The 23659-nt window shown below is 66.5% G+C and carries 23 protein-coding genes; 8 read left to right on the top strand and 15 right to left on the bottom strand.

Annotated features, from left to right (window positions below; translation table 11 throughout):
- Nucleotides 1-37 precede the first annotated feature (37 nt).
- From AC5JBD_RS13635 to AC5JBD_RS13615, 5 genes are all read right to left on the bottom strand, one after another.
- Nucleotides 38-709: an ABC transporter ATP-binding protein gene (locus tag AC5JBD_RS13635; protein ID WP_495722361.1), complete on the bottom strand. Its 672-nt coding sequence runs from the start codon at nt 707-709 to the stop codon at nt 38-40.
- Nucleotides 702-1952: a lipoprotein-releasing ABC transporter permease subunit gene (locus tag AC5JBD_RS13630; RefSeq protein ID WP_495722360.1), complete on the bottom strand. Its 1251-nt coding sequence runs from the start codon at nt 1950-1952 to the stop codon at nt 702-704. The genes AC5JBD_RS13635 and AC5JBD_RS13630 overlap by 8 nt, the downstream gene beginning before the upstream one ends.
- Nucleotides 1949-3253, bottom strand: coding sequence for a proline--tRNA ligase (gene proS / locus AC5JBD_RS13625; RefSeq protein ID WP_495722359.1), 1305 nt, complete (start codon nt 3251-3253; stop codon nt 1949-1951). Before proS ends, AC5JBD_RS13630 begins: the two co-directional genes overlap by 4 nt.
- A 716-nt stretch (nt 3254-3969) precedes the next feature.
- Nucleotides 3970-6306, bottom strand: coding sequence for an EAL domain-containing protein (locus AC5JBD_RS13620; protein ID WP_495722358.1), 2337 nt, complete (start codon nt 6304-6306; stop codon nt 3970-3972).
- A gap of 71 nt (nt 6307-6377) precedes the next feature.
- Nucleotides 6378-8306, bottom strand: a complete 1929-nt coding sequence (locus AC5JBD_RS13615) for a TonB-dependent receptor domain-containing protein (RefSeq protein ID WP_495722357.1) — start codon at nt 8304-8306, stop codon at nt 6378-6380.
- A gap of 319 nt (nt 8307-8625) precedes the next feature.
- Here AC5JBD_RS13615 and infA point away from each other — a divergent pair, with 319 nt between their 5' ends.
- Genes infA through AC5JBD_RS13600 form a run of 3 tightly spaced genes read left to right on the top strand, consistent with a single transcriptional unit; the run spans nt 8626 to nt 9380 of the window.
- On the top strand, nt 8626-8889 hold the full coding sequence (gene infA, locus AC5JBD_RS13610) for a translation initiation factor IF-1 (RefSeq protein ID WP_495722751.1): 264 nt from the start codon (nt 8626-8628) through the stop codon (nt 8887-8889).
- A gap of 60 nt (nt 8890-8949) precedes the next feature.
- Entirely contained in the window at nt 8950-9111 is a 162-nt protein-coding gene (locus AC5JBD_RS13605; RefSeq protein ID WP_495722356.1) for a hypothetical protein, read from the top strand.
- Nucleotides 9112-9170: 59 nt separating this feature from the next.
- The gene (locus tag AC5JBD_RS13600) at nt 9171-9380 is read left to right on the top strand and encodes a hypothetical protein (protein ID WP_495722355.1); all 210 of its coding nucleotides are present in this window, start codon (nt 9171-9173) and stop codon (nt 9378-9380) included.
- Between the two features lie 9 nt (nt 9381-9389).
- Here the strand turns inward: AC5JBD_RS13600 and AC5JBD_RS13595 are convergent, their stop codons facing one another.
- The gene (locus AC5JBD_RS13595) at nt 9390-10175 is read right to left on the bottom strand and encodes a MipA/OmpV family protein (protein ID WP_495722354.1); all 786 of its coding nucleotides are present in this window, start codon (nt 10173-10175) and stop codon (nt 9390-9392) included.
- A gap of 400 nt (nt 10176-10575) precedes the next feature.
- Here AC5JBD_RS13595 and AC5JBD_RS13590 point away from each other — a divergent pair, with 400 nt between their 5' ends.
- Nucleotides 10576-10704 carry a hypothetical protein gene (locus tag AC5JBD_RS13590; RefSeq protein ID WP_495722353.1) on the top strand — a complete coding sequence of 43 codons (129 nt, stop codon included), beginning with the start codon at nt 10576-10578 and terminating at the stop codon, nt 10702-10704.
- Nucleotides 10705-10712: 8 nt separating this feature from the next.
- Here AC5JBD_RS13590 and AC5JBD_RS13585 read toward each other — a convergent pair whose 3' ends face one another.
- Complete coding sequence (locus AC5JBD_RS13585; RefSeq protein ID WP_495722352.1) at nt 10713-11552, bottom strand: arylamine N-acetyltransferase family protein; 840 nt, start codon at nt 11550-11552, stop codon at nt 10713-10715.
- Nucleotides 11553-11808: 256 nt separating this feature from the next.
- Here AC5JBD_RS13585 and asd point away from each other — a divergent pair, with 256 nt between their 5' ends.
- Nucleotides 11809-12660 (top strand): archaetidylserine decarboxylase, encoded by an 852-nt coding sequence (asd, locus tag AC5JBD_RS13580; RefSeq protein WP_495722351.1) that lies wholly within the window; start codon nt 11809-11811, stop codon nt 12658-12660.
- Between the two features lie 84 nt (nt 12661-12744).
- On the top strand, nt 12745-12984 hold the full coding sequence (locus AC5JBD_RS13575; protein ID WP_495722750.1) for a hypothetical protein: 240 nt from the start codon (nt 12745-12747) through the stop codon (nt 12982-12984).
- Nucleotides 12985-13126: 142 nt separating this feature from the next.
- Here AC5JBD_RS13575 and AC5JBD_RS13570 read toward each other — a convergent pair whose 3' ends face one another.
- The 5 genes from AC5JBD_RS13570 to AC5JBD_RS13550 form a co-directional block, all read right to left on the bottom strand.
- A complete protein-coding gene (locus AC5JBD_RS13570; protein ID WP_495722350.1) occupies nt 13127-15121 on the bottom strand; it encodes a TonB-dependent receptor plug domain-containing protein in 1995 nt (664 codons plus the stop codon).
- 225 nt (nt 15122-15346) lie between these two features.
- On the bottom strand, nt 15347-15955 hold the full coding sequence (locus AC5JBD_RS13565) for a hypothetical protein (RefSeq protein WP_495722349.1): 609 nt from the start codon (nt 15953-15955) through the stop codon (nt 15347-15349).
- A 10-nt stretch (nt 15956-15965) separates the two neighbouring features.
- Nucleotides 15966-17057: a zinc-dependent alcohol dehydrogenase gene (locus AC5JBD_RS13560; protein WP_495722348.1), complete on the bottom strand. Its 1092-nt coding sequence runs from the start codon at nt 17055-17057 to the stop codon at nt 15966-15968.
- 141 nt (nt 17058-17198) lie between these two features.
- Nucleotides 17199-18239: a YsnF/AvaK domain-containing protein gene (locus tag AC5JBD_RS13555; RefSeq protein ID WP_495722347.1), complete on the bottom strand. Its 1041-nt coding sequence runs from the start codon at nt 18237-18239 to the stop codon at nt 17199-17201.
- Between the two features lie 13 nt (nt 18240-18252).
- The gene (locus AC5JBD_RS13550) at nt 18253-18660 is read right to left on the bottom strand and encodes a YsnF/AvaK domain-containing protein (RefSeq protein WP_495722346.1); all 408 of its coding nucleotides are present in this window, start codon (nt 18658-18660) and stop codon (nt 18253-18255) included.
- Nucleotides 18661-19100: 440 nt separating this feature from the next.
- On the opposite strand from AC5JBD_RS13550, the gene AC5JBD_RS13545 reads away from it, so the two are divergent.
- A complete protein-coding gene (locus AC5JBD_RS13545) occupies nt 19101-19577 on the top strand; it encodes a helix-turn-helix transcriptional regulator (protein WP_495722345.1) in 477 nt (158 codons plus the stop codon).
- A gap of 14 nt (nt 19578-19591) precedes the next feature.
- Nucleotides 19592-20236, top strand: coding sequence for a hypothetical protein (locus tag AC5JBD_RS13540; protein ID WP_495722344.1), 645 nt, complete (start codon nt 19592-19594; stop codon nt 20234-20236).
- A gap of 266 nt (nt 20237-20502) precedes the next feature.
- Here AC5JBD_RS13540 and pyrG read toward each other — a convergent pair whose 3' ends face one another.
- The 3 genes from pyrG to tpiA all read right to left on the bottom strand — a co-directional run bounded on the left by pyrG (nt 20503) and on the right by tpiA (nt 23616).
- Nucleotides 20503-22152 carry a CTP synthase gene (gene pyrG / locus AC5JBD_RS13535; RefSeq protein ID WP_495722343.1) on the bottom strand — a complete coding sequence of 550 codons (1650 nt, stop codon included), beginning with the start codon at nt 22150-22152 and terminating at the stop codon, nt 20503-20505.
- A gap of 64 nt (nt 22153-22216) precedes the next feature.
- Nucleotides 22217-22660, bottom strand: a complete 444-nt coding sequence (gene secG / locus AC5JBD_RS13530; protein WP_495722342.1) for a preprotein translocase subunit SecG — start codon at nt 22658-22660, stop codon at nt 22217-22219.
- 203 nt (nt 22661-22863) lie between these two features.
- Complete coding sequence (gene tpiA / locus AC5JBD_RS13525; protein ID WP_495722341.1) at nt 22864-23616, bottom strand: triose-phosphate isomerase; 753 nt, start codon at nt 23614-23616, stop codon at nt 22864-22866.
- Nucleotides 23617-23659: the final 43 nt, after the last annotated feature.

The raw sequence follows: 23659 nt of genomic DNA, 5'->3' as shown, positions 1-23659 counted from the left end.
GTAAACAACAGGAGGCGCGGGAGCTCTTCGCCTGGGGCTACTCCAGCACGCCCTCATGCAAACGCACAACTCGGTCCATCTTTGCAGCCAATCGCTCATTATGTGTGGCGACCAGCGCGGCGCTGCCTTCCTCGCGCACCAGACGGAGGAATTCGGCGAGGACGACGTCGGCGGTTTTCTCGTCGAGATTGCCGGTCGGCTCGTCGGCGAGCACGAGGCTGGGACGGTTCGCAAGCGCCCGGGCGACGGCGACGCGCTGCTGCTCGCCGCCGGAAAGCTGGCTCGGGCGGTGGTGGAGACGGTGCGCGAGGCCGAGCGAGCTGAGCACCGATTCAGCGCGCTCCCGAGCGGCGGGGTTGTCCGCACCGTGGATGAGCTGCGGGATGATCACATTTTCGGCCGCGTTGAAGTCCGGCAGAAGGTGATGGAACTGGTAGACGAAACCCAGTGCGTCGCGGCGGAGGCGCGTGCGGCCGTCATTATCGAGCTGGGCCGCCTCTTCGCCGTTGATGCGGATCGAACCTTCGAAGCCGCCTTCCAGCAGGCCGACCGCCTGGAGCAAGGTCGACTTCCCCGAACCCGAGGGGCCGAGCAGCGCCACGATCTCGCCATTGCCGACGGTCAGGTCGACGCCGTTGAGGACGTGGATCACCGCCTCGCCCTGGCGGAAGCTGCGCTTCAGCCCGCGCACCACAAGGACGTCACTCATAGCGCAGTACCTGCACCGGATCGGTGCTCGCCGCCTTCCAGGCCGGGTAGAGCGTGGCGAGGAAGGTCAGGACCAGCGCCATCAACGTGACGGCGATGACCTCGAACGGATCGGTTTTAGCCGGAAGCTCGGTCAGGAAGCGGATCGAGGGGTCCCAGAGGTTCTGGCCGGTCACCACCTGGATGAAGTTCACCACGCCCTGCCGGAAGAAGAGGAAGATCGCCCCCAGGATCAGGCCGGCGATGGTGCCAAGCGTGCCGATCGTAACGCCGACAGTCACGAACACCTTCATCAGCCCCCGCCGCGTCGCCCCCATGGTGCGCAAGATGGCGATGTCGCGGGTTTTGGCGCGGACCAGCATGATCAGCGAGGAGAGGATGTTGAACACGGCGACCAGGATGATCAGCGAGAGAACGACGAACATCGCCACCCGCTCGACCGCGAGGGCCTCGAACAGGCTCGCATTCATCCGGCGCCAGTCGGCGACCTGCGCCTGGCCGGCCACCTGCGCAGCGAGCGGGGCCAAAATCTCCCCCACCTGCTCCGCGTCCTCGGTCTCGATCTCGACCATGCCGACCGCGTCGCCGAGGAATAGAAGGGTCTGGGCGTCCTCGATCGGCATGACGACGAAGGCCTTGTCGTAATCGTAGACGCCGACCTCGAAGATCGCCGCAACCTCGTAATCGACGATGCGCGGCACGGTGCCGAACGGCGTCGTCTGACCCTGCGGGCTGATGATGGTGATGGAGCCGCCGACCGTCGCACCCAGCGCCTCGGCGAGGCGGACGCCGATGGCGACCTTGCCGGCGCCCGGCTGAAGCGCCTCAAGCGAGCCCGACAGTACCTTGCCCTGCAAGGTGGGGTTGTCGAGGATGTCCTGACGCCGCATCCCGCGCACCAGCACGCCTTCCACCCGGCCTTCATAGCTCGCCATCAGCGGCTGCTCGATCAGCGGCACGGCCTCGGTAACGCCGGGCGTCGCCTGCGCCTGGCGGACAATCTCCTGCCAGTTGGGCAGCCGGCCGCCATAGCCCTGCACGACCGCATGCCCGTTGAGGCCGACGATCTTGTCGAACAGCTCGGCGCGGAAGCCGTTCATCACGCTCATCACGATGATGAGCGCGGCGACCCCAAGCATGACCGCGAACAGGCTGATCCCCGCGACGAGGAAGATGAACCCCTCCCCTTTGCCCGGGAGGAGGTAGCGCTTGGCGATCATCCGCTCGTAGCGGGAGAGGATCATGCAGCGAGCCTCGCCAGAGCGCCCTCGACCGACAGTTCCTGCCGCTCGCCGGTAGCGCGCTGCTTGAGTTCGACGACGCCTTTCCCGAGGCCCTTGGGGCCGACGATCAGCTGCCAGGGCAGTCCGATCACGTCCATGGTCGCGAACTTGGCGCCGCCGCGTTCGTCGCGGTCGTCATAGAGCGTCTCGACGCCGCCGGCGGTGAGCTTAGCATATATGTCGTCGGCCGCGCTGGTGACGTTGCCGTCGTCCGCTCGCATGTTGACGAGGCCGACACGGAACGGAGCGACGCTTTCCGGCCACACGATGCCGTTCTCGTCGTGGCTCGCCTCGATGATCGCGCCCATCAGGCGAGAGACGCCGATGCCGTAGCTGCCCATCTGCGGGTGGACCTGTCCGCCGTCCTTGGTCTGGACCGACATGCCCATACTGGCGCTGTATTTCGTCCCGAAAGCAAAGATGTGGCCGACCTCGATCCCCCTGCGAGTACGCAGCCGATCGGCAGGCACGGGGCAGTCCGCCACCTTCGCATGCTCCTCCTCCTCCATCGCGTAGAGGCCGGTGAGGCGTGCGATGGTGGACGCGTCGGCGCTGAGCAGCTCCTCGCGGCTCACTTCCTCGATGGCGGCGTCATAGAAGACTGCGCTTTCGCCGGTGTCGGCCAGGATATGGAATTCGTGGCTGAGGTCGCCGCCGATCGGGCCGGTCGGCGCCTTGACCGGCACCGCCTGCAGGCCGAGCCGAGCGAAGGTGCGCAGATAGGCGACGAACATCGCCTCGTAGCTGCGCCTCAGCCCCTCCTCGTCGAGATCGAAGCTGTAGGCGTCCTTCATCAGGAACTCGCGGCCTCGCATCACGCCGAAGCGGGGCCGCACCTCGTCGCGGAACTTCCACTGGATGTGGTAGAGCGTGCGCGGCAGGTCGCGATAGCTCTTGACCGCGTCGCGGAAGAGAACGGTGATCATCTCCTCATTGGTCGGGCCGTAGAGCATCTCCCGATCGTGCCGGTCCTTGAGGCGCAGCATTTCGGGCCCATAGGCGTCATAGCGGCCGGACTGGCGCCAGAGGTCGGCCGACTGAATGGTCGGCATGAGGAGCTCGATCGCGCCGGCCCTGTCCTGCTCCTCGCGCACGACCTGCTCGATCTTGTTGAGGACGCGGAGACCGAGCGGCAGCCAGGCATAGATGCCGGCGGCGGTCTGCCGGATGAGCCCGGCGCGGAGCATCAGCTTGTGGCTGACGATCTGGGCGTCGGCGGGCGTTTCCTTGGTGACGGGCAGGAAGTAGCGGGACAGGCGCATGGGCTCGGCGTGAGATCCGTCGAAAGGTCGGGGTCGCCACGCTCTACGGACGCCATGGCGGCAAGGCAACCGGCCCTGTGGCAGGATCGTCACAGGCACGCCGCAAAAGCCACGCCGCGGCGGATTCGCCGTGACAAGAAAAAGCTGCGCGCCTAGCCGTTTGCTCACGAGCGAAGGCTATTGGCCTGGGTTCGGGGAGGCTTCGGTCCCGCAGTGCCAAGCGAGGTGGGACTGCGCGCGGGCCGAAGCATCTTACAAGGGGGATGACGATCGAAAGATCGTCACGCGGGTGCCCGGGCAGCAATGTCCGGGCACTTGTTTTTTGGAGCTGCGCCGAGGCGCTGCGGCCCAGCTCTTAGGCCATCAGATGAGCGAAAGAGTGAGGGGTGCGAAGCGACAGCGCGCTTGAACACACCGCACGACCAGAGTCCGCGCTGGAACTCAGATATGGAACAAGGCCGCAGCGCCGCCGGCGTGCGGTGATGTCGAGCGACGCAGATACGAAAAACCCCAGCCTAGGCCGGGGTTTTTACCTTGTCTTCAGCCTTTGCCGCCGGCGCCTGCGCTACCGCTGCCACCGAAGAGCCAGTCCCAGAAGCTCCACTCGAGCTGCTTGACCTGATCCTTGTCCATCGGTCGATCCCCTGTTCGCACGCGTCACGATTGCCGCGGTCGACAGAGATCTTTTAACCGTTACGGGTAAGGTTAGCAAGCCATTAACCCAAAGCAGCAACCCTTTCCCCCTGCTCGTCGAGAAGCTGACGCATCAACGAGCCTAAAGGTATTGGTCTGCCAATGAAAAATCCTTGGGCAACGTCGCAGCCCATGAGGCTGAGGGCGTAAAGCGCCTCCCGATCCTCGACACCTTCGGCAACGACCCGGCGCCCCAGGGAGTGGGCGAGCTGGATGGTCGAATCGACGATCACGCGGTCGCCCTGGTTGCGATGCATGGCCTGGACGAAGCTCTTGTCGATCTTGATCTCGTTTGCCGGGATCTTCTTGAGATAGTCCAGGGTCGACAAGCCGGTGCCATAATCGTCCACCGAAATCTGGATGCCGAGCTCACGCAGCCGGGCGAGATTCTCGAGGTGGGCGCTGGTCGTGCCGAGCGCGGCCGTCTCCGTGATCTCGAGCGTCAGCAGCTCAGGCCCGAGACCGTGCGCGCGCAGCACCCGGCCGATCTTCTCCGGGAGCTGGGGATCGTCGATCAGGCGGGCCGAGAGGTTGACGGCGATGCCGAAGGGGATGCCGTGGGCGTTGATCTCGGCCGCGGCCTGCACCGCCCGCTCGAGCACATAGCTGGTCAGCTTCTGGATGCGGCCGCTCTGTTCGGCGGCGAGCACGAACTCGGCTGGGCTGATCGGCCCCTTCTCCGGATGCGTCCAGCGCACCAGAGCTTCGGCGCCGATCGTCCGCCGCGTCTTGAGGTCGAGCTTGGGCTGATAGGCGACCCAGAGCTCGCCGGCATCGATCGCCGCGTCCAGCTGGCTGAGCAGAGAGAGCCGCCAAGGCGCTTCCTTGAGCCGCGCCGCATCATATTCCTTCCACTTGTGCCCCTCGGCCGCAGCCTCGTCCGCAACGACGAGGGCACTGCCGAGGCGGTTCGCGACCGAGCGGGCGCTGCCGCGCTCGATGCCGAAGGTCACGACGAGATCGAGCTGCGTGCCGTCGACGACGATCGGGCTCCTGAACAGGGAGTGCAAGGCGTTGAGGTGGTCGGTGAGCGTCACCGCCATCTCGTCGTCGGCGAACCAGGCGAACACGCCTTCGTCGCCCTGGTAAAGCGTCTGTCCGGAGCTCCCCAGCCGCAGGCGGGCCGCGATCTGCTCGACCAGGCTCTTCTCCATTTCAGCCGGCAGCGAGGAGGTGATCTCCGCATAATTGGTGATGCGCGCCGCGATCAGCGGTCGCTGGAGACCGCCATTCTCCGCGCGAAGAGCGTTGAGATTGGGCAGGCCCGACAGCGGGTGGGTGACCGCCTTCTCGCTATAGGATTGGCGGAAGGCGAGCCAGCTGACGCGCGCCGCGATGATGGTCAGCAGCAGCAGAGAGGGCACGATATTCGCGTAGATGCGGAGGTTTTCGAGCAGCAGCGGCACAGTCAGCACCGCCACGATGCCGGTACCGAGCACCGCCAGCGCCGCCGCCGCGCGACGCGGCAGAAGCGCCGCCGCGCTGAGCGCCAGCGCCAAGACCAGCGGAAGCAGCCAGCCAATGGCGCGCGGCGCGCCCGCCTTCAGCGTCTCCGCGCCGAGCACGTGCAGGTAGACGCCGCCCAGCCGGCCCGCGCCGGGGACGAACCAGGTATCGCCGAGCTGGATTGCGGTCGGCCCGACGATCACCGTTTTGCCGGCGAGCGATCCGGTGTCGAGCTTGCGATCGATCACGTCCACGGCGCTTACGGTCGGGATGCTGCGATAGTCGATCGAATAGTCGATCGGCACGCCGGCTTCGATCGGCCCCCTCTTTCCCGCCAGCTGGGCGGCGAAGGAGGGATAGGTCTTGAGGCCCGTGTTGAGCCCGTAGGGAATGTCCCAGACGATGCCGCGAAAGTCGTAGTCGACGGTGATCGATGCCTTGTCCGCGTTGGCCGCGAAAGCGGGGATCGGATAGTTGAAGGTCTTCTTGCCCGTTTCCGGATCGAAGATCGCCTGGACCGCGAGCACTACCTTGCCACGGTGCCGGGCAAGAGCCTCGGCCATCAGCCGGTCCTCCTTCGGATCCGAAGCGGCGGCGAAGTCGAGGTCGAAGAAGATGCGGCGCGCGCCGAGCCGGCTGAGTTCGTCGACTAGGGCAGCGTGATGGCGGCGCGGCCAGGGCCAGCGCGCCAGCCGCTCGATGCTGCGATCGTCGAGCGCCACGACGACGATCTCGCCGCTGGCGTCGTGCTTGCGGATAAGGTCGCGGCCGTTGCGCAGGGCGTCCTCGATCGGCTTGCCGATATCGGTGATGCCGAAGATCAGGGCCACCAGCAGCGACCAGGCGAGCAGGCGGAAGCGCGGCGACCCCCGCTTCTTCCCCTCGCTATCCGACGCGCGCAATCCTTTGCCCATTGCGCCCGCATCGCACACAAAGGTTAGTAAATTGCGTGCGAACCAGTGCGCCCGACACCCTTGTTAACGCCTCAGAGGTCGGCGACGAGGCTCATGGAGAAGCGCCGCGGGACATTATAGTAAACGCCCTCGCCGATCACATTGTAGCCGTAGACGTTGTTGGCGCTCGCCACCTGCGCCCGGAACGAGGCTGGCTTGTCGCCGATATTGAAGCGGTAGCGGACGCCTGGCGACACGATGTAGCGGGCCGGCACCTCCAGCGTATTCTGGCGGTTCGCGGTCCGGTCGCTGGTGCTCTCATAATAGAGGTCGACCGACAGGCCCTCGACCCATGGCACGCTATATTCGAGCGCCGCGCTGCTCACGCGGCCGATAGCGTTGACCGGCCGCTTTCCGACCAGCCCCTGTCCGACCGCCTCACCGCTCAGCGTGGCGTCGAGGAAGACGGTGCCTGCGACCACATTGACCCGCGGCGCAATCTGGCCCGCCAGCGACAGCTCGACGCCGCGATGGCGGACGGTGCCGAGGTTGGCGAAGAGCAGGCTGTTGTCGAGCGCATAATAGGGCTTCTTCACGTCGAAGACGCCTGCGACCAGGCGAAGACCGTCGGAGATGACGTAGCGCAGCCCCGCATCCATCTGTTCGGTGATGATGGCCGGCGGCGCCTCATCCTTGTTGCGCGCGACCTCCGGCGCGACCGGGCTTTCCTCCAGGCCCTTGGTGTAGCCTGCGTAGAAGATCAGGCTCTTGCCGGCATAGACGGACAGCGTGCCGTTCATCAGCCAGGGGCTGTCGGTGCTGACCGGCAGCGCTCCCGTGGGCGTCTCGACCTCCTTTCGGTAGTCGGTCTTCTGAAGGCCGAGGCTGAGCTCGCCCCGATCGCGCCACCGCCCCTCATAGCCGAGACCGGCGGTGAACTGCCGGACCTGGTCCCGGGTCTGCGGCCCGAACTCGAGTTCGGGCTCTGCGAACGAGATGGGCTCGTCGATCCGGGCGCGGCCGAGAGAGATCGTCTGGCCACCGCCATAGCGCCTCTTCTGCTCCCGACCGCGCACGGCCAGGTGGAGAATGTGCCGGCGGTCGCCCTCGTCAAAGCGGCGCGAGAGGCGAACCTCGCCGGAGGTGGATGCGAAGCGCCGGTCCGCCTCCGCAATCAGGAGCCGGTCTGCGATGCCGTCCGCGGTGGTGTTCAGGGCGAGGTCGGTGAAGTTCAGCCCATTCTCGAAATCCGAGCGGAACAGACCCGCCCGCAGCGTCGTCGCCTCGTCCAGCCCGAAGCTGGAAAGAACGCCGTAATTGGTGCCGCGAAAGCGGCTGCGCGCCCAGGGCTGGCCAACATAGACGCGGCGCTCGATCCGGGGCGGCAGGAAATCGCCGGCCGTGAAGATGATCGGCTGCGGCTCCGAGCCGGAAAAGTCGGCGATGCTCCAGAACGGCATGATCTCGATGTTCTCCGTAGGGCGCCAGCGCGAAATGACGGCGGCGTTCAGCACCGTCCGATCGCCGCCGAAGAACATCTCCTCCTTGTTAACGCCCACGCCCGCGGCGATGCCGAGCGTCTCCCCAAGCGGGAGCTGGCCGTCCATCTCGAACCGCAGGCCGCCGAACGGGCCAAAGCCGCCGACCACGCTCAACACCGCCTCGTCACCCGGTTTGCGGAGCGAGAAGTCGCCGACACCCGTCGGCGCAGGGAACGGATAGGATTGCGCCGAGAGGCCGACGCGAACGTTCGAGCCTGCGATGAGCCGCTCGTTCAGATCCGCCTGATAGTCGAAATAGAGGCCTTCGATGCGGACGTTGCCGGCCTGAACGGGACTGAAGCCGCGCGCGCCGAACGGGGAATAGAGGCCGACCCGTTCATTGCCGACGCTGGTGCCGAAGGCGTCGTCGGCGGAGCGCACCGCATTCTCGCTCGCCCGCTGGGCGGCGGCCGGCACGGCGGCGGCGGCCAGGATTGCTGCGGCCAGCCAGCGGACGATGCCCTTGTCGTTCGAACGCATGCTATCAAGCTCCCGTCGCTACGCCCCGGCGAACCCTTCACGGGGCGCGGGCGCCGTCACAGAGGCTCCTCGACAAGCAGCCGGTTTCGTTCGACGAGCGTCACGAACCCCGTAACGGCGCGGGCGAAAGCAGTGGGTGGCTCGGGAAGCGGCCGTTCATTGCAAATTAGGGACGATGCGCCCATATCGGTCGGGCTGACGTCGCCTGCGACGGATTTCGACGGCCGCTTGCCGGCCCCGCCTTCCCTAACATGCTGCCTGGCTCCGCCGCGCGATGTGCGCGCGCCGGATGAACGATGCCGAGCGCAAAGGACCGCAATTGGCCAAGGAAGAACTTCTCACCATGGAAGGGCAGATCGACGAGATCCTGCCCGACGGACGCTTCGGCGTGATGCTCGACAACGAGCACCGGATCATCGCCTACACGGCGGGGAAGATGCGCAAGTTCCGCATTCGCTCCGTGGTCGGCGACCGCGTGCATGTCGAGATGACGCCCTACGACCTTTCCAAGGGGCGGATCATCTTCCGCGAGAAGACGCCCGGCCAGGGCGGTGGCGGCCCGCGCCGGACTTTCCGGCGGTAAGGAGCCGCGGTGCATCGGCACCTACACTGAGACGGCGGCAAGAGGCCGCCCAAGGAAATCATGAATATCGACACGATCCGGCCGAACCGGCCGAAGCTTTTCCTGCCCTTCGGGATCGAGCGCCAGATGGCGACCCACCCGAATTGCAGCGCCGCAGCGATCCGCTCCGGCATCCTTCCCGATCACGAAATCCGGCGCATCGTCGCCGCAACGATCGGCTAGCAACTTCCCGCTCCTTCCCGCGTCCTAGTGGGGAGGAGCCTTTCTTTGGAGAACATCAGATGTCACGAGCCGCGATCCGCCCCTTCCTCATCGCCAAGGACGAGACGGGCAATGTCCGCCTCACCGTCCGCGAGACGCGCTACAACAGCCAGGGCTATCCCCTGGTGACCACGACCATGGTCGAGGAAAGCTTCAAGACCGCCAACGCCGCCCGGGCCCATGCAAAGACGCATTTCGGAGCGGAAGCAGGCCAGTTCGCTTCGAAATAGCTGCGGCGCTCAGCGCCTCACGCTGAAGGTGTAGGTGAGCGCCAGGCCGCCGGAAAACTGGTCGGCGGAGCCGAAGCCGCGCGTGATCGGTGAGTTCTTGCCGTCCTCCAGCAGCCGGTCGTAGCGCGCATAGGCATAGAGGCCGAAGGGTCCGCCGAGCTGGGTGAGGAAGCCGGCGGTCGCGCCGACGCCGTAGATGCCGCCGTCGGGGCGGAATTGCGCCAGACCAGTGCGGACGGCGACCTCGGGCGTCACGCCGAAATAAGCGCGCTGATACTTGCCGTCGCTGAACAGCAGCCGCGGCCCCAGCGAGAACACATATTTGTCGCCGTCGCGGGCGATGAAGTCGGCGCCGACATTGCCGACCAGGCCGTCATGGCCGCCAATCCCCTGCCTCAGCTCGGTGCGCAACCGGAAGGACTCGCCGAGCGCAATCTGCGCGAAGCCGCCCGCCTCGAAGGTGGTCGACACCTTGTCCACCTCCGCGCCGACCTCGCTGGGCCTGCGGCTGCCCTCGATGTTGAGGGCCGGGCCGAACTTGAAGCCGCCGGCCGAGACGACCGAGAAGCCGAAGCTCTCGTCGGGCGCCTCGAACTCGAACTCGTCGTCGCCGCGGCGGATGTCGACATTGACGAGCGGGCCGAAGCTCACCTCGTCCGCGCCCGGATAATCGGGCTTCACTTCGACGCCGAGACCGACGCGGGCGTCGATGCTGCGCCGCTCCTGGGCGGCGGCGGGTGCAACGAAGGACATGGCGAGGAGGCAGGCGCAGGCTGCCGGGATGAGGCTCTTCATGCGGGGCCAAACCTTCGCAGAGCCTTTTCGTTGCACGAGCGATCCGAAGTCATGCGCGACTGCGCCAGGCGTGGCGCAAAAGTCACGAAAGTCACTAAGGGCCCATGAAATTTCGGGGGCCCCCCGCCTCAGGCGTCCACGCCGCGCGAGAGCGGCCGAAGGCGGGAGCGGGAGGCGATCGGGCATGCGGACCTCTTCGAGCTTGGATCGCGGCGAGGCTGACAGGCGAGGTCCTACATTGCAACCGGCGAGCCGCCGTGGCCGCCATTCGTTGCGCCGGCGCAACAGGTGGGCAAAATCGACAGCGAAGAATGCTTAGCGCGGGTTTTCACATTGATCGCAAGATTCCGGTGATTCACCGTGGCTACAGAGAGACTTATCTCTCCTGTTCGGGGGCGTTATGCAGTTGCAGTTGAAGCACCTTCCCTTTTTGTTCGTGGCCGTCGCCGCGTTATGCCTGACCGGCGCCCTCACGGCCTCCGCCAACGCCTCCGACGACAAGCTCCCGGAAGCGGCCGCCCAGCCGTAAGCCGCGCCTCAGGCGGCCTCGTCCATGCCGTCTAGAAAGCCGGCGCCCGAGGCGAGGCTGACCCGCGACCAGAGCGCGTCCAGCTCCGGCAAATAAAGGCCGAATTTCTCGCGCAGCACCCGGCCATAAGCGTCGCGGCAATGGAGCTCGGTGACGCGCTCGCCGGCGGCGTCGATGACGCTCAGGCTGCGCCCGACCAGGGTTTCGATCCGGTCGGGCAGGAAGCGCTGGACGATCGCGTTGCGCACGAACGGCGAGGCGGGATCGGTCTGCAGGAAATCGCTCCCCGCATCGAGCAGGGCCCCGTCCTGGCAATCGAGCGAGAAATCGAACGAGGGCGGCAGCACGCCCTTATGGTTGCGGAAGCGCCACCAGCCGTCCCGGGTCCGCTCGAGCGCGTAGCGGCGCCAGTCCTGCTCGATCGGCCCCTCGACGAGCGGCACCGGCATCACGCCCATCGCGACGTCTGCCATGTAGAGCCGGTCGAGCACCACGACCGGCACGAGATGGTTGCCGACCATCTTGTCGCCGGCCGCCTCGCGCATGACCGCGCCGGCGAGATGGAGCACGCGAAAGCCGGCGAGCTCCAGCATCCAGGCGAACAGGCCGTTATATTCGAAGCACCAGCCGCCCCTCCCCTCACCGACCATCTTGGCGAACGCCGCCCGCGGATCCCGCGTGACGTGGCGGCCGAGCTGGACGTCGACATTCTCGTAGACGAAGGCGTCCATGTGGAGGCGGCTCAATTCGGCGAGCGTGGCGAGGCAGGGCTCCGGCTCGCCGCGATAGCCGATATGGGCGAGATAGGCCTGGAGCGCGGCCTGGGCGTGCGGCGGTTCGATCGGCATGCGGTCTACCCCATGTTGGAGGCGGCGATTGTGCCCGAGCGGCGCCGAGAGGGTAGCGCCGGGCGACGAAGCCCCGTTCCGCTTCGACCTGTCGGCAGAGACGCAAATCCGCGCGACGAAGCCGACTGCCGACCGCGGCCTTCCCGAGCGCCGCCCTGCGGACGTTCATGAAGTGCATCGCAGCCGTGGAGCCTTCTGACGGTGGCCGCGCGTTTGGTTACCCTCTAGGTCGGGTATCCAGTTCACGAGGCTCATCATGTCAGATCGCCTGAAGGTCCTGCTGCAATACGTCCTGCCCAAGCAGCATCTGACCGGTTTCGCCGGCCGCGTCGCCGGGGCGCAGGGCGGCGCGATGACGACCCGGCTGATCCGCTGGTTCGTCGGCAAATATAATGTCGCCATGGACGAGGCGGAGAATGCCGACATCGCCAGCTACAAGAGCTTCAACGACTTCTTCACCCGCCCGCTCAAGACCGGCGCCCGCCCGCTGGCGGACGCCGATTTCGTCTCCCCGGTGGACGGCGCGATCAGCCAGCTCGGCGCGATCGACGACCATCACATGCTGCAGGCAAAGGGGCACCGCTTCACCACCACCGAGCTGGTCGGCGGCGACGCCGCGCTGGCGGCCGAGTTCCGCCACGGCAGCTTCGCCAACCTCTATCTCTCGCCGAGAGATTATCACCGCCTGCACATGCCCTGCGACGGCCAGCTGACGCGGATGATCTATGTGCCGGGCGCCCTGTTCTCGGTGAACCCCGTCACCGCGCGCGGCGTGCCGAACCTGTTCGCGCGCAACGAGCGCGTCGTGTGCGTCTTCGAATCGCCGGAGCACGGCCCGTTCGTGATGGTGCTGGTCGGCGCCACCATCGTCGGCAGCATGGCGACCGTGTGGCACGGCGTGGTCAATCCCCGGCGCACCGGCAAGGTCTCCGCATGGACATATGGCGACCAGGAGATCCTGCTGAGGAAAGGCGAGGAAATGGGCCGTTTCCTGCTCGGCTCGACCATCGTGATGCTGTTCCGGCCGGGCACGATCGCCTTCAACCCGGACTGGGCGCCGGAACGGCCGGTGCGCCTCGGCGAGAAGATGGGCGACCGCCCGGCCTGAAGCGGCGAACCCGTGACGCGGCGAGCCCGAGGCTTGATCTCCGGCCGCTTTGCTGGTGTCGGAGCGCGGCAATCGGAGACGCACATGCCCGCCATTCCCTGGGATCAGCCCGCGACCTTGATCGACCTCGACGGCAAGGCGCCGGTAATTGGCACAGTCCGCGAGTGCGCCATGCACTTCGCGATCTTCAAGCCCTTCGCGAAGGCGCAGGCCCGCATCCTGCTGACCCAGCCCGTCCCCCGCGAAGGCCAGAAGACGAGGACGTGGCTGCTCAACCCGGATGAGATCGAACAGCTGGCGGCGCGGTTGCGGGAGGAGGGTTGAGCGGTCGGCGGATCCTCCCAGCCGCGCTGGACCCTGGCATTCTCGCAGACGAACGTCGCCCGTACCGAGACGACGGACATTGCTAAGCGCGAAGTCGATCGCAGCTAGGCGCGGGCAGCCGGGGCGGCACCGATCCCGCTTGTTATTCCTCGCGGCCGAAACGGAGTCGCAGTCCGGCGTTCAAGATAAAACCTTCGGTCGGTGCCCAAACATCCACGGTCCAGCGCCCGTCCGGCAGGCGCTGCGGCAGGAGTAGCGGATCATAGCGGGTCTGGCGAACACCGAGGATGTTCTCAGCGTTGGCGAACAGGCGCACACGGCCCACGGCAAGCTCGCCTAGGATGCCGACGTGGAGGTATGGACGACTCTCTGTGCGGTACGGATTGTCCTCCAGGGGCTGCTTGCCGGTGTAGTAAGCCTCAACACCGATGCGGCCGCGCCCATGGCGTTCCCACACTGCCACCAGCCCGGCGGCGTGGCGTGGCACGAGTGGAGTTGGCCGGCGCGCGCTGCCGGTTTCACCCGGCTCGCTGGCGTCCATGAAGACGTAGCTTCCAGTGACGGTGAACGGCGCTCGGCGATATCGGAGCAGCAGTTCGGAGCCACGCACCTTCGTGTCGCCTTCGACGTTCACCAGCCGCACCCGGTCGGCCGCGGTCGGCACCAGCCGGGTCGCATGATTGATGGTTGAGGTGAAGAAGGTGAGGCTCGTCTCGATGGGTCCTCGCGCATAACCGATGTCGAGGGAGCCGCTCTCCGCCGTTTCCGCCGTCAGGCCCTGCGGCGGTTCGAGCCGCGAAAGGCCGGCATCTTCTATCTCCTCGACGAACGGCGTCGGCGCGTAGAAGCCGCGGCCGTAGGAGGCGCGCAGGGTCCACGGCCCGGGGCGCCAGAGCCCCGATAAGCGCGGGCTGAATTGAGTGCCATATGCGCTGTGGAAGTCGACCCGGCCGCTCGCGGCAAGCGTGAAATTGTCCCGAGCCTCATGCTCAAGCTGCGCGAACAGGCCAGGCACTGCATAGCTGTAGTTGAAGGCGGGAAAGCTGTCGGAACGGTAGCTATCGCGCTGGAATGCGATACCGCCGACCCAGGAGGTCGCGCCTGAGCGGCGGGCGAGCGTGGCTTCGGCAAACATCGTGTTGTGCCGGTCGTCCTCGATCACTTCGCCGAAGGTGTGGCGGTGGTCCTGGGTCATGCCCGATGCGCGCAGGCCAAGCGTGCCAATCCCTTCCAGCAGAAGTTCGGCGCCAAGCCCTGCATCGAGCCGCTCCGTTTCCTGGGCCTGCGGGAACGGTCTCCCATCCGGTGTCGTGCGGCCCGGCAGAGTCCCGCCCGACCTGTCCTCTGTCAGCGCGCCGAGCGTGACGAACAAGGAAGCGCCGTTCGCGCCTTCCCAGAACAGGCGCGGGCGCGCGGTAAACCGTTCGTAGGCAGCGATGTCGATCCACCCGTCGCCGTCCAGATCGTCACGGCCTTGACGGTGCGCGCCGCCAGTCAATGACACGCCCCACCGGCCGCCGAGCGGACCGGAAACGTAGCTTGTGAAGTCCTGGCCGTCGCGGGTCGTGGCATTCAGCAGGGCCTCGGCTTCCAGCGTGTCGCTCGGCCGGCGCGAGACGAGGTTGATGACGCCACCGAGCGCTGACGGCCCGTATAGGGCCGAGGCGGCACCCTTGATCACCTCGACTTGGCCAAGGTCGGTCGGTGGGATTTGCAGGAGCCCGAGCGAAGAGGCCTGGCCGCCGTAGAGCGGAAGCCCGTCCGCCAGAAGCTGCGTGTATCGCCCTTCCAGTCCCTGCACGCGAATATTGGCCGCTCCCAACGCAGGCGAAGTGACCTGGACTCGAATGCCCGGCGTCTCGTTGACCAGCATGGCGATGTTGCCGGGGCGCATGAGGAGCTTTTCCTCGATTTCCTCGCGCACGATCACCTCGACCCGGATCGGTTCGTCCTGGATGCGGCGGCGTGTGCGCGTGCCCTGGACGATGATCTCCTCGACCTCCTCCTCATGATCCTCGAGGTGCTCGGCCTCCGGCGAGTCAGGCTTGGCGGGGGTGTTCTGGGCCGGCGCCGGCGCCGTTACCATCAGTCCTGCCAGTATGACGGCAGAGCAGAGCACGTTCGGAATGGTTCTCATATTTCTTAGCGAGACAAGATCGAACCGAGCCTGGTTTGACGCTAGCGGACAGGGATATGGAATAAATCGCCGACAGCATTGATGATTGTCGGTCCTACGCTGCCGAGGCTTTATCATCGCGAGAGACGAGGGCAAGCGGCCAATCCGGACCGCTTGAGCTAGTCACGATCGCGGGAGTTGCGGTGGAGCCGACGCCCTGCGGAAGGAAAGCCGCTGCTCTGCCGCCTAAACCGCCGGCCCTCCGATGCTCGGCGCGCCGCCGGCATCGCCGAGGTCGCCCATCGCCTCATCATATCGCTCGAAGTCCCGCGTAGACGGCTCGCTCCGCCGCCTCGACCGCACCAGCGCGACCAGGCCGGCGGTGGCGCCCAGCACGACCGCCGTCTTGATGACAAAGCCTTTTTTGTTGTGCCGCCATTCGGACTTGGCGCCCATTTCGGCGGGGATGTTCGGGATCTTGCCGCGGGCGAGATCCTGGGCGACGCCCTCGGCCACGTTCACCCGATCGGCGCCCATCAGCAGCAGCCAGTGAAGCCAGTTGGACTCGCTCCAGCGGAAGGCGGCTCGGCGCATCATGCCGCTGACGCCCGAAGGCGGCGTCGAGGTGCCGAACACGGCGGGGGTACGGATATGCTCGATCGACTGGAGGATCTCGACCTCGCTCTCCTGCTGCGGCGGGCGCTGCCAGTCCTTGGTCAGCCCCTCGTCGACCGAGCGGTCGCGATAGGGGTAGGTGGGGTCGTTCTCCGGATTGGCATCGACGCCCCAGCCGATGACGCTCCTGGGGTCGATCTGGCCCTGGCGGGCGGCGATGCGGGTGCGTTCGTCGGTCATGTGATTTCCCTCAGCCATTGGGCAGCAGCACCGGCTTAATGCAATTGTCGAGCTTGGCCGCAAAGATGTGGTAGGCGTCGGCGACATCCTCCAGCGGCACGCGGTGGGTGATGATGCCCTTGGGGTCGATCCGCCCTTCCTTCACATGCTCGATGAGCTTGGGGATGTGGCGCTTCACCGCCGCCTGGTTGGCGCGGATCGTGAGGCCCTTGTTCACGATGTTGCCCAAGGGGACCATGTTGCCGGTCGGGCCGTAGACGCCGACGATCGAGACGATGCCGCCCTTCTTGACCGAGTTGATCGCCCAGTGGGCGGCGATGGCGTTGCCGGCCTCCAGCTTCATCTTGGTGCCGAACAGGGTCTGGAGGAAATTGCCCTTGGCATCGCCGCCGACCGCATCGATCGCGACGTCGACGCCGAGGCCGTCGGTGGTCTTCTTCATGAAGGTGACGACGTCGTCCAACTCCTTGAAATTGTAGACCTCGGCCGGGCAGTAGGTGCGGGCGAATTCGAGGCGATAGTCGAACTGGTCGAGGACGATGACGCGGCCGGCGCCGAACAGCCAGGCCGAGCGCGCGGCGAGCAGGCCGACCGGGCCGGCGCCGAGGACGAGGACGGTGTCGCCCTGCTGGATGCCGCCCATCTCCGCCGCCTGGTAGCCGGTGGGGACGACGTCGGTGAGGAGGACGGCGTCGTCCGGGTCCATCCAGTCCGGAATGACGGTCGGGCCGAAATCCGCATAGGGGACGCGGACATATTGCGCCTGGCCGCCGTCATACCCGCCGGCGGTGTGCGAATAGCCGTAGATGCCGGCCACCGCGGTCGCCATCGGGTTGGATTCGTGGCAATTGCCGTAGAGGCCCTGCTTGCAGAAATGGCACTGGCCGCAGGCGATGTTGAACGGCACCAGGACGTGATCGCCAACCTTGAGATTGGTGACCTCCTCGCCCAGTTCCTCGACGATGCCGGTGAATTCGTGGCCGAAGGTGGTGCCGACGCGGCAATCCGGGACCATGCCGTGATAGAGGTGGAGGTCCGACCCGCAGATGCAGGAGCGCGTGGCCTTGACGATGGCGTCGCGCGGATGCTCGATCCTCGGCATCGGCTTTTCTTCGGTGCGGACCCGATAAGGGCCCCTGTAATCCATGGCGAGCACTTGGCGGGAACTCCGTAGGCGGTGGGTGCCACGGTTAACCGGAGGGAACTCAAGAGGTTCCCCGCCCCCGCCCCGCCAGTCGATGCGTCAGCGGCCGCCGGTCTCGTCCCGGCTCCTCGCGCTGAAGCCGCCGAAGGCCGGCCGGTCCTCGGCGGCGGGGAGGCGCTCGGTTTCGACCCTGGTCCGGCGGACGGTGTCCTCGATGATCTCGGTGCGGCGCTCGACGGTCTTCTTGACCACCAGCTCCTCGCGGACGAAGGCCTCCTTGGAGACCACCGCTTCCTCCCGCATCTCGGTGATCTCGATCACGCGCTCGCGCAGCAGGCCGCCTTCCTCGAGCTCCTGCTCGCTGAGGCGTCGCGCCGCCGGACGGCGCTCGATGCTGGTCAGCTCGGCGAGCAGTTCCACCTCCTCGCGCACCGGATGCTCCTCGATGCGCGCGTGGACGCGGGCGCCGCCGCGCAGCACCTCGCGCTTGCCGATCCTGAGCTCCTCCTCTACGATCGGGATGCGCTGCTCCGTTTCCTCCGGCTCGGGCGGGTCCGGCGCTTTCTCGGCAGGATCTTCGACGCGGAAGCCTTCGGTCGGGCCGAGGCGGGGCTCGGGAGGCGGTGCGGCGGGCGGCGCGCTTGCACTCGCGGCGGCCGGAGCGGCGGCGGGCTGCGGCGCCTTCGGGTCCTCGACACGGAAGCCCTCGAACTCGCCGACCGTGCCGTGCGGCGGCGACGAAACCGGCCGGGCGGCAGGCGCCGGCATGGGCGCCGACGCGGCGGGCTCGGGCGCCTTCTGTTCGCCGAAGAGGAAGTCGAAGAAACCGCCCGCGCCTTGCTTGTGCGCATCCGATTTGCCGAGACCGTCGCGCGGGATGGCCTTGAGGAGCTTGTCGATGCGACTGCGGTCGTGGGCCTCGTCGACCTGGGCGATCAGCAGGAAGCCGCCCTGCCCCAGCTCGCGCTCGCAGGCGGCGCGCTCCTCGGCGGGGATGTTCATGCGGGCTAGCCGGGTGCGGCCGGCGACGCTGCCATCGACGATGTCACCTTCTTCGATCCCCACTTCGCTGTTGAGATGGGCGAGCGCCAGCTCGGCCTGGGGAAGCGACTCGTAAAGCGCGGTGACGACGCGGGTCATGTGGCGGTCTTCCCTATGAGGGTGGAGGTGCGGCGGCGGGCGAAGCAGAGGGTTCCCGGTCGATGTCGACCTGCTCGGCGCGGAGCGTGACGGGGACCTCGTGCCGGTCGGTGCGGCTCCTGCGGCGGACGTGGATCTCCTCGACGAGGACGAGGCGTTTCTCGACCACCACCACTTCCTCAACGACCGGGATGATGGTGGTGGTGCCTTCGAGACGGACGCTCGGCAGGCTCGCAAGCGCCACGTTCTTCGGCACCCGCTCGATCTCGACTTCGTCATGGGTGAGCTCGACCGGCACCTGCTCCTCGCGCTCGGCGACGGAGACGCGGATGCGCGTGCGGCCGGCCTCGATTTGGCGCTTGTCGACGAGGACGCGCTCCTCGACGAGCGGAATGGCAGCGACTTCCTGCTCATCGACCATGGACGCGAACTTTCGAAGCTGGGGCAACGTCGATCCAACCCTTTGAAGCCCCTCGCGTTCCCGACTTGGGAGCCGGTGCGCTCTTCCGGGAGGGCGGCCGCGGCGAGGTGAAGTTCATGAAGTTCACGATGTCCCGCGAAAATCGTGAAGGCCCTCCTCGGGTGTGCGGCTCTGCTCCCAATGAGGGGGTCAACGACGGCGCGGAAGGTCACGACTGGACGAAAATCACATGGAATCGCGGGGGATTTCCTTCCGCAAGCGCCCCTCCCCGGCGAGAGGAGTTTTGAGGGCACAAGCTGGCGGCGATCGGACAGGCTGACCTCGCTGGAACAAGATCGGAACATGCCAACGTTTCAGACGACGTCCTGCATTGCAAGGTACCTGCCTCAGCACATACCATTGATGGAAAGGCCCTCGTTGGACCTAGAGGATTATCATTGATGGCCACCAAGCTTCATGCGAGCTTCGCCGTCCATCCCAACGCGTGGCTCAGGACTGAGATCGTGGAACCTTACGGCCTCAGCGTCACCGCCGCGGCCGAGAAGCTGGGCGTGACCCGCCAGGCGATGAGCAACCTCCTCAACGGCAATGCCGGCCTCTCCGTCGAAATGGCAATCCGCTTCGAAAAAGGCGTTGGGTCTGCGCGCCGACACGCTGATGCGGATGCAGGCGGCGCACGATCTGGCGCAGGCGCGGGTGATTGGGAAGCGCATCAGGGTCAAGCCACTTCCTGCAGCGGCGTAGCCTCCGGAATTTCGCCCGGAAATTGCGGTGTGCTCGGAGCTTGGATGTCACCGGAAATTTGGCTGCTCGAGCCTGGGGCTGTCACACCGCGCTTTCGACCAGCGCCGCTTAGTCGTCGGTCATCTATTCAGACATGTCCCCGATCGGCCACTTTCGCCAGGAGAGAAGAATGAGAGCGCAGCGGATAATGGCAATCCTGGCCTTGCATGTGACGACTGCATGTGCGGTCGCACAGCCAATCCCTGATCGATCCGTTCGCCCCGGGGCAGGAGCGGGCGAGGCGCTGCGGGTCGTGCGGGCCGACCGTCTGGAGGTGAGAGCGGCAACAGGTTTTTGCGTGATCACCACACTCGATCCTGCAGTGAAGCCAATCGTCGAAGCGTCGGGCGAACGGCTCTCACCGGAACGTATCGTCGCGCTGAACGGCATCACCAGTTCGAATTTGGACCGCGAATTGAGGACCCAGGAGGCAGTGGGCCAGATCGGCAAATATCCCGGCGACTTCAGAATCCTTGAGGCCGGCCATATTGGCGTTGATCGTGCGGACTGCCCGGACCGCCTGAACGATATGCTCGTTCGCCAGCGGATCTCGCTAGGTGAACGCCCCGAAGGCTATCGGGTGACACTCACCGCCACCAGAGGCAGCAAAGCATACGAGGCCTTCATCGACCGGCCCAGCGTGATCGTCGCGGGAAGCGATGCACGAAGCATGATTGCCGAGGACGCGGTCACCGATCCTGTGACGGGTAAGCCATATTGGGATGTGCACCGCGACGTAGCGCGGCTCTCCCGCGGCTTCCTGAAGCATCTTCTTGGGGAGGACGTCGAATGAAAGGCAATCTCAATAACGCGACGAACTTGCCGCTTATACCCCGTGGACCGGTACGTCCTTCACCTATGAGTTCTACACGGCGCTCCCGACCACCTACCAGACGGCCCCGCAGATCGACGGACGCTTTGCGCGCCCTCTTGATGAAGCCGTGCAGGGCGTGGAGTTCGCTACCATGAAAGCAGAACAGAATGTGCAAGACGAAGCATTGATGCCGCTTCTGCGAGCGAGGTGATCCGAAGCTCCGCGTGCCCGACACCGGGAGGATCTTAGACCAACCGACTCTGCTTCACCGCCGCTTCGATAAAGCTCGCGAAAAGCGGATGCGGGTCGAATGGCTTTGACTTCAGTTCCGGGTGGAACTGCACCCCCACGAACCAGGGATGGTCGGGGCGCTCGACAATTTCGGGGAGGGCCCCGTCGGGGCTCATGCCGGTGAAGAGGAGGCCGCTCTTTTCCAGCGGTTCCTTGTAATGGGCGTTGACCTCGTAGCGGTGACGGTGGCGTTCGCTGATGCTGGTGTCGCCGTAGATCGACGCGACGTGGCTGTTGCCGGTAAGCTTCGCCTCATAGGCGCCGAGGCGCATGGTGCCGCCAAGGTCGCCTGCGGCATCCCGTCTCTGGAGCAAGCCCTCAGGGCTCATCCATTCGGTGATAAGGCCGACGACGGGCTCGTCGGTGTGGCCGAATTCGGTGGTGCTCGCTTTTTCGAGGCCGACGCTGCGGGCCGCCTCGATGCAGGCCATCTGCATGCCGAGGCAGATGCCGAAAAAGGGCACGCCGCGCTCGCGGGCGAAGGTGACGGACGCGATCTTGCCCTCGCTGCCGCGCTCGCCGAAGCCGCCGGGGACGAGGATGCCGTGCACCGGCTCCAGCATCGGCGCGACGTCGCTGCCGTTCTCGCTGAACAGCTCCGCGTCGAGCCAGTTGATGCGGACCTTGACGCGGTTGGCGAGGCCGCCGTGGATCAGCGCCTCGGTGAGGCTCTTGTACGCGTCCGGCAGGCCGACATATTTGCCGACGACGCCGATCGTCACCTCGCCCTCGAAATGGTCGAGGCGGTCCATGATGTCGTTCCAGCGGGAGACGTCGGGCGCCGGCGCGTCCATGATGCCGAAGGCGCGCAGCACCTCGGCGTCGAGTCCCTCGCGGTGATATTGGAGCGGGACCGAATAGATGCTCTTCGCGTCCAGAGCGGGGATGACCGCTTCCTTCCGGACGTTGCAGAATTGGGCGATCTTGGCGCGCTCGCCGTCGGGGAGCGGGCGGTCGACGCGGCAGAGGAGGACGTCGGGCTGGATGCCAAGGCTGGTGAGGTCGCGGACGCTGTGCTGGGTCGGCTTGGTCTTCAGCTCGCCCGCCGCGGCGATGTAGGGGATGAGGGTGGTGTGGATGCTGACCGAGCGGTTGGTGCCCGGATCCTCGTTCCTGAGGTCGTTGCGGAGCTGGCGGATCGCCTCGATGAAGGGGAGGCTCTCGATGTCACCGACGGTGCCGCCGATCTCGCAGATGATGAAGTCGCAGCCGTCGGTCTCGGCGCGGGCGAAGGCCTTGATCTCGTTGGTGACGTGCGGGATCACCTGGACGGTGGCGCCGAGATAGTCGCCGCGGCGCTCCTTGGCGATGATGTCGCGGTAGATGCGGCCGGTGGTGATGTTGTCGCTCTGGCGGGCGGGGACGCCGGTGAAGCGCTCGTAATGCCCCAGGTCGAGATCGGTCTCGGCGCCGTCGTCGGTGACGTAGACCTCGCCATGCTGATAGGGCGACATCGTGCCCGGATCGACGTTCAGATAGGGGTCGAACTTGCGGATGCGAACGGTGTAGCCGCGCGCCTGCAGCAGCGCCGCAAGCGACGCTGCCATAAGGCCTTTTCCGAGCGAAGACACCACGCCGCCGGTGATGAAAATGAACCGCGCCATGGGAGTCGAGGCTTAAGACCGGCCAAGCGGATAGGGCAAGCCCCTTCCGCCCGGAAAGGTGGAATTACTGAGCGGTGTTGCCGGCGGGCGCCGGGGTCGGCGTCGGACGGATCTGGTCCTGCGGCGCGCTCTGGTTGATCGCGGTCGCGGCGGCGCCGGCGAGCGGATCGTCGGCGAGCGGGACCTGGCCGGTGTTGACGGCGCCCGGGACCGGGGCTGGCTGGCCGATCGGGGTGGTCGGCGCCGGGCGGCGGGCGAGGCTCGGGTCGATCGTCGTCGGCGCGCGGTCGACGGCGGCGAGGCCGGCGAGCGCGATCGACAGGACCACGAACAGGGTGGCGAGGATCGCGGTGGCGCGGGTCAGGAAGTCGGCCGCGCCGCGGGCGGTCATCAGGCCCGACGTCGAGCCGCCGACGCCGAGGCCGCCGCCTTCGGAGCGCTGCATCAGGATCACGGTGACGAGCGCGGCCGCGACGAGGGTCTGGACGATCAGGAGGAAGGTGAACATGACGATCTTTCTTTGATCGTCATCCCGGCGGAAGCCGGGATCTCAGTGGGCAGGGCTGAGCCTCTTCCGGCCTGAGATCCCGGCTTCCGCCGGGATGACGTGATTGGGTGCGATCTAGGGCAAGGCTGGCGCGGGTTCAACCGCTGTCGCTCGCGCGTTGCGCTCGCATCCACCCCCAGCCCCTCCCTTGAAAGGGAGGGGGTTCAACCGCGCGCGGCGGCTTCGATGATCGGGACGAAATCGGCGGCAGTGAGGCTGGCGCCGCCGACGAGGGCGCCGTCGACATCCTCGACTGCGAACAAGGCGGCGGCATTGTCAGCCTTGACCGAGCCGCCGTAGAGGATGCGAACGGTGGCGCCGCGATGGCCGAGCAGCTGGTTGAGCTCGGTGCGGATCGCGGCGTGCATCTGGGCGACATCCTCAGGCGTGGCGACCTTGCCGGTGCCGATCGCCCAAATGGGCTCATAGGCGATTACGAGTTCGCCCTCCCCTTCCGCGGTCTGGGGCAGCGAGCCCTGGAGCTGGGCGCCGACCACGTTCAGCGCCTCGCCCCTCTCCCGCTCGGCCTCGCTTTCGCCGACGCAGACGATCGCCTGGAGCCCGGCGCGGAGCGCGGCCTCGGCCTTGCCGCGGACGATCTGGTCGCTCTCACCCTGCTCGGCGCGGCGCTCGCTATGGCCGACGATGACGAGGCGGGCGCCGACCTCCTTCAGCATGGCGGCGGAGATGCTGCCGGTATGGGCGCCGCTCTCCTTGCCGTGACAATCTTGGCCGCCGATCGGCAGGCCCGCGGCGCGGGCGCGGGCGGGCGCGATCAGTGTGAAAGGGGGACAGATGGCGACGTCCGCCCCCTGCGCCTTGCGGGCCGCGGCGGCGATCGCGCTCAGCTCCGAAAGCTGGGCCAGGCTGCCGTTCATCTTCCAATTGCCGACAACCAGCTTGCGACGCACGTGCATGACCCTTCTTCCTTGGCTTGGAGCGGCGCCTAGCAAGGCCGCC

The sequence above is a fragment of the Allosphingosinicella sp. genome (assembly GCF_059502505.1).
The sequence above is the reverse complement of the archived record's forward strand: the minus strand, read 5'-3'. Positions and strand labels throughout refer to the sequence as shown.

What these genes read in the sequence shown, in the direction of transcription:
- secG (WP_495722342.1), bottom strand. Translation starts at nt 22,660, where the DNA reads ATGTTCACCTTCCTCCTGATCGTCCAGACCCTCGTCGCGGCCGCGCTC.
- AC5JBD_RS13540 (WP_495722344.1), top strand. Translation starts at nt 19,592, where the DNA reads ATGGCAATCCTGGCCTTGCATGTGACGACTGCATGTGCGGTCGCACAG.
- proS (WP_495722359.1), bottom strand. Translation starts at nt 3,253, where the DNA reads ATGCGCCTGTCCCGCTACTTCCTGCCCGTCACCAAGGAAACGCCCGCC.
- AC5JBD_RS13620 (WP_495722358.1), bottom strand. Translation starts at nt 6,306, where the DNA reads ATGGGCAAAGGATTGCGCGCGTCGGATAGCGAGGGGAAGAAGCGGGGG.
- AC5JBD_RS13630 (WP_495722360.1), bottom strand. Translation starts at nt 1,952, where the DNA reads ATGATCCTCTCCCGCTACGAGCGGATGATCGCCAAGCGCTACCTCCTC.
- AC5JBD_RS13570 (WP_495722350.1), bottom strand. Translation starts at nt 15,121, where the DNA reads ATGAGAACCATTCCGAACGTGCTCTGCTCTGCCGTCATACTGGCAGGA.
- AC5JBD_RS13550 (WP_495722346.1), bottom strand. Translation starts at nt 18,660, where the DNA reads ATGGTCGATGAGCAGGAAGTCGCTGCCATTCCGCTCGTCGAGGAGCGC.
- pyrG (WP_495722343.1), bottom strand. Translation starts at nt 22,152, where the DNA reads ATGGCGCGGTTCATTTTCATCACCGGCGGCGTGGTGTCTTCGCTCGGA.
- AC5JBD_RS13590 (WP_495722353.1), top strand. Translation starts at nt 10,576, where the DNA reads ATGCAGTTGCAGTTGAAGCACCTTCCCTTTTTGTTCGTGGCCGTCGCC.
- AC5JBD_RS13605 (WP_495722356.1), top strand. Translation starts at nt 8,950, where the DNA reads ATGAATATCGACACGATCCGGCCGAACCGGCCGAAGCTTTTCCTGCCC.
- AC5JBD_RS13560 (WP_495722348.1), bottom strand. Translation starts at nt 17,057, where the DNA reads ATGCCGAGGATCGAGCATCCGCGCGACGCCATCGTCAAGGCCACGCGC.
- AC5JBD_RS13585 (WP_495722352.1), bottom strand. Translation starts at nt 11,552, where the DNA reads ATGCCGATCGAACCGCCGCACGCCCAGGCCGCGCTCCAGGCCTATCTC.
- AC5JBD_RS13575 (WP_495722750.1), top strand. Translation starts at nt 12,745, where the DNA reads ATGCCCGCCATTCCCTGGGATCAGCCCGCGACCTTGATCGACCTCGAC.
- AC5JBD_RS13545 (WP_495722345.1), top strand. Translation starts at nt 19,101, where the DNA reads ATGGCCACCAAGCTTCATGCGAGCTTCGCCGTCCATCCCAACGCGTGG.
- AC5JBD_RS13555 (WP_495722347.1), bottom strand. Translation starts at nt 18,239, where the DNA reads ATGACCCGCGTCGTCACCGCGCTTTACGAGTCGCTTCCCCAGGCCGAG.
- AC5JBD_RS13615 (WP_495722357.1), bottom strand. Translation starts at nt 8,306, where the DNA reads ATGCGTTCGAACGACAAGGGCATCGTCCGCTGGCTGGCCGCAGCAATC.
- asd (WP_495722351.1), top strand. Translation starts at nt 11,809, where the DNA reads ATGTCAGATCGCCTGAAGGTCCTGCTGCAATACGTCCTGCCCAAGCAG.
- tpiA (WP_495722341.1), bottom strand. Translation starts at nt 23,616, where the DNA reads ATGCACGTGCGTCGCAAGCTGGTTGTCGGCAATTGGAAGATGAACGGC.
- AC5JBD_RS13595 (WP_495722354.1), bottom strand. Translation starts at nt 10,175, where the DNA reads ATGAAGAGCCTCATCCCGGCAGCCTGCGCCTGCCTCCTCGCCATGTCC.
- AC5JBD_RS13565 (WP_495722349.1), bottom strand. Translation starts at nt 15,955, where the DNA reads ATGACCGACGAACGCACCCGCATCGCCGCCCGCCAGGGCCAGATCGAC.
- AC5JBD_RS13600 (WP_495722355.1), top strand. Translation starts at nt 9,171, where the DNA reads ATGTCACGAGCCGCGATCCGCCCCTTCCTCATCGCCAAGGACGAGACG.
- AC5JBD_RS13635 (WP_495722361.1), bottom strand. Translation starts at nt 709, where the DNA reads ATGAGTGACGTCCTTGTGGTGCGCGGGCTGAAGCGCAGCTTCCGCCAG.